Origin of the sequence: Gracilibacillus saliphilus (genome assembly GCF_010994085.1) — a bacterium.
Lineage (GTDB): Bacteria > Bacillota > Bacilli > Bacillales > Amphibacillaceae > Gracilibacillus > Gracilibacillus lacisalsi.
Map to the genome: position 1 here is coordinate 62540 of NZ_WJEB01000005.1, position 7263 is coordinate 69802.

The window sequence follows — 7263 nt, forward strand, 5'->3', positions numbered from 1 at the left end:
CTCCTTTTTCCATGCTATATGTTCATTATAGCATGGGGGTACAAGTGTATAATTAGTCCACACGTAAGGTCATATCTAATTGATAGAAAAGACGTGCCTGTTCCTCTTTATCCACATTGTCTTTGATCCAATTTCTGATGTCATCCTCTGTTACAGCGGCCTTTGTTTCTTGCACGTGCTGTTTCATGGCTTGTGCCTTCGTTTTATCTTTGAGTGCATTGATCAACGTGAGATAGCCATCCTTTACATGGTAGTTTACAAATGTTATCTCTTCCGTCACTGCTTCTTGCTCACGATCTAATACTTCATGTTCCTTCCTTACATCTTCAACTGAATGGATTTGATCTAATCCATAGTACGTATATAGTGTTTCTGGTGCCTCATTCTCTTCCATTAAACGCTTCAGCTTCTCAATCATTTCAAATTCTTTTTCTGCATCTGTTAATGGTGATTTTTGGGCAGGGTCTTCTTTATAGTTAAATAATTTATTGCCAAAGCGCTGATAGTTTTTGCCCATAAAGTCCGACGTTTGCATTTTCAGTGTGCTAACTCCCTTAGTAAAGGCAAAAGAGTTATCTAGCTCTGCACCTTGTAATTCCTCTGGAGTAAAACGGCGATTCATACGCATTGGTGACAATGTATATTCATACAGATAATCTTCCTTACCAGGCATTGGGGCTCTCATATAAATGTATTCTTGATCAGCAACGTTCATATTGCTTCCAAAGTAGCCAAACAAAATAGCTTCATGATTTACTTCACCAGGCGATTCTACCACCTTACGTAATGATTTGCCCTTCATAAATTCCGGGATCTCTATATCAAAGAATTCCAAAATGGTAGCTGGAACATCAATATTTTGTGCCAATTGATTTCGAGATTCATTCTGAATGCCTAAATCCGGATACCAGATAAAGAATGGAATATTAGCAATCTCATTATAGACCGGCATTATGTTTTTCCCCCACCAGTCATGTTCACCTAAGAGTAAGCCATGATCCGTGTTCACTATCAACATTGTATCTTCCCACATATTATGTTCATCCATAAAATCTAAAACTTTTCCTAAGTAGGCGTCACACATCGTAACAAGTGCTTTATAGAAGTTTTTCAGCTGGTCTGCTTTTTCACTCGTATAATCATCGTGCGAGTACATGAGCCAGCCATTAAATTCCTCTTGTGATACACCATACATGTTTAAATATTTTTCTGGTACGAAGAACGGCTCATGTGGATCAAAGCATTCAATTTGCAAGAACCAATTGTCCGCATCCTTATTCTCTCTTAAAAATTCCATACCCGCTTCCACTGTGCGGTACAGCATATGGTCTTCTTCTTTCGGCATATGTTCTCGATTATATAAATCTTGAGCAATACTACCAATTTTTCTTTGCTTAAATTCATCTGGAATATTATCTAACCCATCAATATTCATATCCTTGTCCACTTTTGCCTTCCAACTATCCCCTTCTTGTCCGCGAATCAACTCATAAGAAGAATAACGTGGGTGGTAAGTGGCTCCTCCATCTCGCCAATAATGCTTATGATCTGTTACAAGATGTGTATATATACCATTCTGTTTCAATAATTCTGGCATCGAATCATCAAATGGCTCCATTGGCCCCCAGCCGCGATGTAAGAAATTGTAACGACCTGTTTGCATGTCTCGTCTTGCTGGCATACATGGTAAACTGCCAGCAAAAAATTGATTAAATTGCACTGTTTTTTGTTGTAGTCGGTCAAAATTTGGTGTTTGAATATCTGAAGCCTCATATGCATTCAATGCATTTCTTTTTAACGTATCAAACATGACTTGAATTACTTTCATTGTCATTCATCCTTTCTATATTAATCCACTGATTGGAACATTACTTATGAGAAAGGGAAGAAAGTATAAAATACTTCCTTCCTCCATTACAATCTTTAGTTCGTCTGTGTCACTAGCTTGTCGGCACCAGAAGCTGGTTGGTGGACGACAGTTATTAGTTTTTCACCACGATTCAGCTGTTTTAACTCCGCTGTCTCAATCTCACTCTGACGCTCAAGATTGGTTATGACAATAGGAGTTGTGACTGAAAAACCTGCCTTCTTAATCTCATCTATATCAAAATCAATAAGGACTTGCCCCTTTTCTACCTTATCCTCTTGTGCAACATGTGCTTCAAAGAATTCACCCTCTAATTGCACCGTGTCTAAACCAATATGAATTAGAATTTCTGTACCTTGCTCGTCCGTAATACCAATCGCATGATTAGTCGGAAAAAGGGCTGATACTTTACCAGTTACTGGCGCAACCAACTTACCTTCTGTCGGATCAATCGCAATTCCCTTCCCTAATGCTCCGGATGAAAAAGCAGCATCTTCAACATCTGAAAGTGAAATCACTTTTCCGGTAAGTGGGCTTGCTATCTCATAATTATCTTTGTTCATATTATTGTCTTTTGTTATTTCATCCATATTAGATACTTCTTCACTTTCCTTCTTCAAGCCGAAGAAATAAGCAAGGATAAAACCTAAGATGAGGTTTATAATCATCGCAGCAATCCCACCCCAGAAGCCGATATCAAGACCATCTGGACCAATTTTAGATGGGATACCAAAAACACCTAATCCACCCATCATATATACTTTAGTGTTCATTAAAGCCATAACACCCCCACCGACTGCAGAAGTAATTAAAGTAAGAATGAAAGGTCTTTTCAATGGAAGCGTAATCCCATAAATGGCTGGTTCAGATACACCGAAAAGACTTGAAATCGCTGCTGGAATACTTAATGTTTTGATTTTTTGTTGATTTGTTTTTACCATAATACCAAGCACGACACCAGTTGTTGCTAGAGATGTAGCAGATATATAAGCTAAGATATAATCTGAACCTGCCACAGCTAAGTTGTTGATGCCAATCGGTACAAATCCCCAATGAAGACCGAACATCACGAACACTTGCCATAATCCCCCAAGAATAATGCCTGCTATTAAGGGGCTTACCCCGAATATCCAATTGGATGCATTACCCAAAAATAAACCTAACCATGTAGCAATTGGGCCAATCACTATAAAAGTTAACGGTACAATGATTAATAAAGTAAAAAATGGTACTAGAAATGTTTTTACAACATCTGGTATTACTTTGGTTAGCCATTTTTCCAGCTTTGATGCTACAAAGGTAGCAAGGATGATTGGAATAACCGAAGATGAATAAGTCATCAAAATAACTGGGATACCGAGAAACGTAATATGAACAGGCGACTCGAACATCGTTCCTGTAAACAAGGTATACAATGGATCACCAGCATCTAAGTTACTCATTGCTGGGTACACTAACGCTGCGCCGATTGCCATCCCTACAAACTGGTTTCCATTAAATTTCTTCATTGCTGTCAAACCTAAAAATACTGGGAAGAAATAGAATAAAGAATCTCCCACTGCTTGCAAAATATTATAGATTCCACTTGTATCAGGATATAATCCTAATGATAAAAATAAAGCATTGAAACCTTTAATCATACCGGTAGCCGCTAACACGCCTAATGTTGGAGCAAAAATACCGGAAATAACATCAACAAATTTATTAAAGATACTTTGTTTTTCTCCTTCATCCTCTTCCTCTGGTTCTTCCTGTGATTCAAACCCTCCAACATGTTGAACTGCTTTATATACATCTGGTACATGATTACCAATAACTACTTGATACTGTCCACCACTTCTCATAACGGTTACAACATCATCCATACCTTCCAAAATTTCAGTATGAGCCTTTTCTTCATCTTTTAACTTAAAACGTAAGCGTGTAACACAATGAACGACACTTTTAACGTTTTCTTTACCGCCGACATGCTCTATTATGTCTTTAGCCAATTCTTCGTATTTCATAGAATTCCCCTTCTTTCTTTTTATGATGATATAAGAAAAGCGCAGAGCGCCCGCTTAAAAACGTAGCGGTTGGAGCTAATCAACCGAGATAAAGGAATCACGGTAGCTCGGACCAATGAATGAAATCGCTAATTTTTGGGCGCTCGGAGCTAGACATCTGCGCAAATTTTATACATTCCTTACATATAAAAAAAACCTGAGATAACCCTTACCACGCAACAACTAGGTGTCGTATGGTAGAATCAACTCAGGTAATGCCCATTAAGGTAACATTCCCTACTATTTAGTTGTTTTAATAGTGCTCAACTCATTTAACTAGATGTCTCCTTTTGCTGTCGGTCAGTCACACGGTTAATATGAACAGTTAAATAAATTTCCTCATCCTTTGTTAAATCCAAATCAAAATTATTCTTTAAATAGGTAGCAATTTTTTCTGTACACTGGTAACTTTCCGTATACGTTTCTTTAATCTGGTTATATAAAAATGGATCAGCTGTATCTTCTAATTTTTCGTTTCGGATAAAACGAATAGCGAAAAAGCGAAGGTGTGTTAAAAACCTTTCATAGTTAACCGATTCTTCATCTAACTCCACTTTAAAATGAAACTTTACAATACTCAAAATAGTATCGACCATTTCCGTGATCTGAACAGCATTGGTGACATTCTGACCAGAAAGCTGACTATTAACTAAGTGCAATGCAATAGATGCAGCCTCATCTTCCCCAAGGCGTACACCTGTCTTTTTTTCAATAACCTCTAAACACTTGAGTGCTAGCTGAAATTCAAGTTTGTAGTATTTGCGAATTTCCCATGAAAGTGGGTTTTTTAGTTCTACACCTTTTTTGTATCTGCTTACAGCAAAGCTTATATGATCTGTTAAAGCGATATAAAGATATTCATCTAATTTATAGGAAAGCTTTGATTGGGCATATTCGTAAAACTGTGCCGCAATATTTAAATATATCTCTGACGTATTCATCAATACTTTGGCAAGTTTATCTGAAATGCCTTTGGTCTGTAAGACAAAGGTTTTTTTGATCTTGGATTTATCAATTTCATCGCCAACTTTTTTTTGGAAGGCTAATCCATTTCCCATTACAATCACTTGCTGGTTAAGCTCATTATGAGAAATAACGACATTGTTATTTAAGATTTTACTAACTCGCATCTATCCTCCCCCTCGCGAGAAACTATAGCAATCATATTGCGGCTATAAAACGAAAAAAACCTAAATTTGAATATAATTTGCTCCTTTTAGAAGCTTTCATTCAAATTTAGGTTTTGCCTATTACTATAGTAACAATCCTAAAATATTAATTTGTTGTTGAAATAATAGTAGCATATTCGACATAAACTTGTAAACCCTTTCCTTAATTCTTTTTTCCTACCCCTATAGCTTTTAGTTATAGGCTATTAAAGAACGGTATTACCGAAATGTGAAAACCTCTGCTATTATTAACTTCGTCAAAACAACAAAAGAAATAGAACATCGGAGTTGAAATTTTATGTTAATTATATATTTTATCGTTGGACTCTTTGCATCTACCCTCGGAGCAGTTGCTGGTCTTGGCGGAGGAGTCATTATTAAGCCTACTCTAGATTTACTTGGACATTTTGATTTAGCAACAATCGGAATTTTATCTGCTGCTACTGTCTTATCGATGGCATCTGTATCATTAATGAAATGCAGGAAAAACAAAGAAATGAAAGTTGATAGAACAACTAGTTCGATAATCGCTGTAGGTTCAATTATTGGTGGAGGATCCGGAAAAGCATTATTTAATCTGCTCACTATATCGTTAAATATCCCAACGATAACAGCTATTATCCAATCAGCAGTATTAGCTGGTCTTCTCTTGTTAATCTATATTTATTTTAAGAAGAAACACAAATTAAATACCTTTGTATTAGAAAACAAGTTGATTATACTTGGAGTTGGCTTTACTCTCGGATTGCTTTCCGCATTCTTAGGTATTGGTGGGGGACCAATTAATGTAGCGATTTTATCATTGTTTTTCTCGATGAACACCAAAAATGCAGGAATTAATTCTATTTTTATCATCTTCTTCTCCCAGTTGGCAGCCCTAGTATTAATTGCATTCACAACAGGTTATGGAAGTTCTGATTTATCCATGCTTTACTATATGATTCCAGGTGGAATTCTTGGCGGTATAATTGGTTCCAGTATTGTCACAAGACTGAACAATAGGCATGTGGAAAAAATATTTAATATTAGTATTCTCTTTATTATTGGTATGAATGTATATAATATTATTAAGGTTACCCTTACTTAATGGCGATAACTATCCATCCGTTCTGACTTGCTGCTTTTATATAAAGTAGCATTTATTGTTTAACCTTCTCATTTGGTTTATAATTATCTACGTCCTTAAGGAGGAAATACCAATGAATATCGCTACCCTACAGATGTTCTGTTTGGTTGTAGATGTTGGTAGCATTAGCCAGGCTGCCAAACTTTCTTATGTATCACAGCCAGCAGTGACAAAGCAAATACACCAATTGGAAACTACGTATAACACCTTACTTTTTGATCGAAAAGATGGCAGACTAACCCTAACGGAAAACGGTAAAATCTTGTATCCTTTTGCTAAATCCATTGTGGAAGATTTCAAACGATCGAAGGATGCTATAGAAGTGAACAATAAAAATTACCATGAATCCTTGAAGGTCGGCGCAAGTCTTACGATAGGAGAGTATTTATTACCAGGGTTTCTAGGTAGATTCAATAAAAAAAATCCCAATATAAATATATCACTCTTAGTAGAGAACACACCACGTGTACTGGAAGCTTTGTCTAATGGCATTATCGACCTTGCTTTGGTAGAAGGCATTATTACAGATAAAAACTTACAAGTAGAAAGTATTGCAGAGGATGAATTAATCCTCATTCATTCTCCTGAGCATGCTTGGAAGGATCGTGAATCCATTACTCTTCAAGAGCTAGCAAACGAAAAAATGCTTTGGCGTGAACCTACATCTGGTACAAGACTTATCATCGAGAACTTTTTAAGAGAATATGACATATTAGATAGCATCGAAAGCTACATGGATTTAGGAAGTACACAGGCAATCAAAAGTGCGGTGGAGGCTAATCTAGGAGTAAGCATTGTCTCTAGTTTAACCGTTAAGCGTGAGCTAGAATTAGGGTTATTATGCGAAACGAAAATCAAAGACGTTGCATTCAAACGGAACCTTTGGCTTGTTACTAGAAAACAACGCTTCAGTAAGAATAGTGCGAGGGCATTTGTTGAATTTTTGAAAAAGTGATTCCATTATAATTACAATATTTGTTTGCGATATCGTCAACTGGTGTTGATATAACTTGAAAACACAAGACTAACTAGTGAACTACTCCCACCACTTACCAC

5 protein-coding genes are annotated in these 7263 nt (G+C 36.6%); 2 read left to right on the forward strand and 3 right to left on the reverse strand.

Features of this window, described 5'->3' with window-relative positions; genetic code table 11:
• Positions 1 to 52: 52 nt before the first annotated feature.
• The 3 genes from GHT08_RS08050 to licT form a co-directional block, all read right to left on the reverse strand.
• Positions 53 to 1828 (reverse strand): sulfatase, encoded by a 1776-nt coding sequence (locus tag GHT08_RS08050; protein ID WP_163580918.1) that lies wholly within the window; start codon positions 1826 to 1828, stop codon positions 53 to 55.
• Between the two features lie 95 nt (positions 1829 to 1923).
• On the reverse strand, positions 1924 to 3873 hold the full coding sequence (locus tag GHT08_RS08055) for a beta-glucoside-specific PTS transporter subunit IIABC (protein ID WP_163580919.1): 1950 nt from the start codon (positions 3871 to 3873) through the stop codon (positions 1924 to 1926).
• Positions 3874 to 4184: 311 nt separating this feature from the next.
• Complete coding sequence (gene licT / locus GHT08_RS08060; RefSeq protein WP_163580920.1) at positions 4185 to 5042, reverse strand: BglG family transcription antiterminator LicT; 858 nt, start codon at positions 5040 to 5042, stop codon at positions 4185 to 4187.
• Positions 5043 to 5379: 337 nt separating this feature from the next.
• Here licT and GHT08_RS08065 point away from each other — a divergent pair, with 337 nt between their 5' ends.
• A complete protein-coding gene (locus tag GHT08_RS08065) occupies positions 5380 to 6168 on the forward strand; it encodes a sulfite exporter TauE/SafE family protein (RefSeq protein ID WP_163580921.1) in 789 nt (262 codons plus the stop codon).
• A 112-nt stretch (positions 6169 to 6280) separates the two neighbouring features.
• Complete coding sequence (locus tag GHT08_RS08070) at positions 6281 to 7162, forward strand: LysR family transcriptional regulator (RefSeq protein WP_163580922.1); 882 nt, start codon at positions 6281 to 6283, stop codon at positions 7160 to 7162.
• The last annotated feature ends 101 nt before the right edge of the window (positions 7163 to 7263 follow it).